General features: G+C 73.4%; 1 protein-coding gene. It reads left to right on the top strand.

The features are described from left to right. Positions 1-278: 2-phosphosulfolactate phosphatase (locus DEIPI_RS30825; RefSeq protein WP_211238289.1), on the top strand; the 278-nt coding region annotated here is incomplete at both ends.

Genomic DNA, 278 nt, shown 5'->3' on the forward strand with positions numbered 1-278 from the left:
CCGACACCGTCCTCGTCATCGACGTGCTGCGCGCCACCACCACGGCGGGCGTGTACCTGGAACGCGGCGCGGACGCCCTGCTGCTCACCTCCTCGCCCGAGCGGGCGCTGGAGCTGCGCGGGGAGGGCGTTCTGCTCGGGGGGGAGCGCGGCGGTCTGCCCATTCCCGGCTTCGACTTCGGCAACTCCCCCGTGGAGGCCGACACGCAGAACTTCACGGGCCGCACGATCGTCATGAACACCACGAACGGGACGGGCGCCGCGCACGTCGCGGCGGGC

Origin of the sequence: Deinococcus pimensis DSM 21231, from assembly GCF_000519345.1 — a bacterium.
In the GTDB taxonomy this organism is placed as follows: Bacteria; Deinococcota; Deinococci; order Deinococcales; family Deinococcaceae; genus Deinococcus_A; species Deinococcus_A pimensis.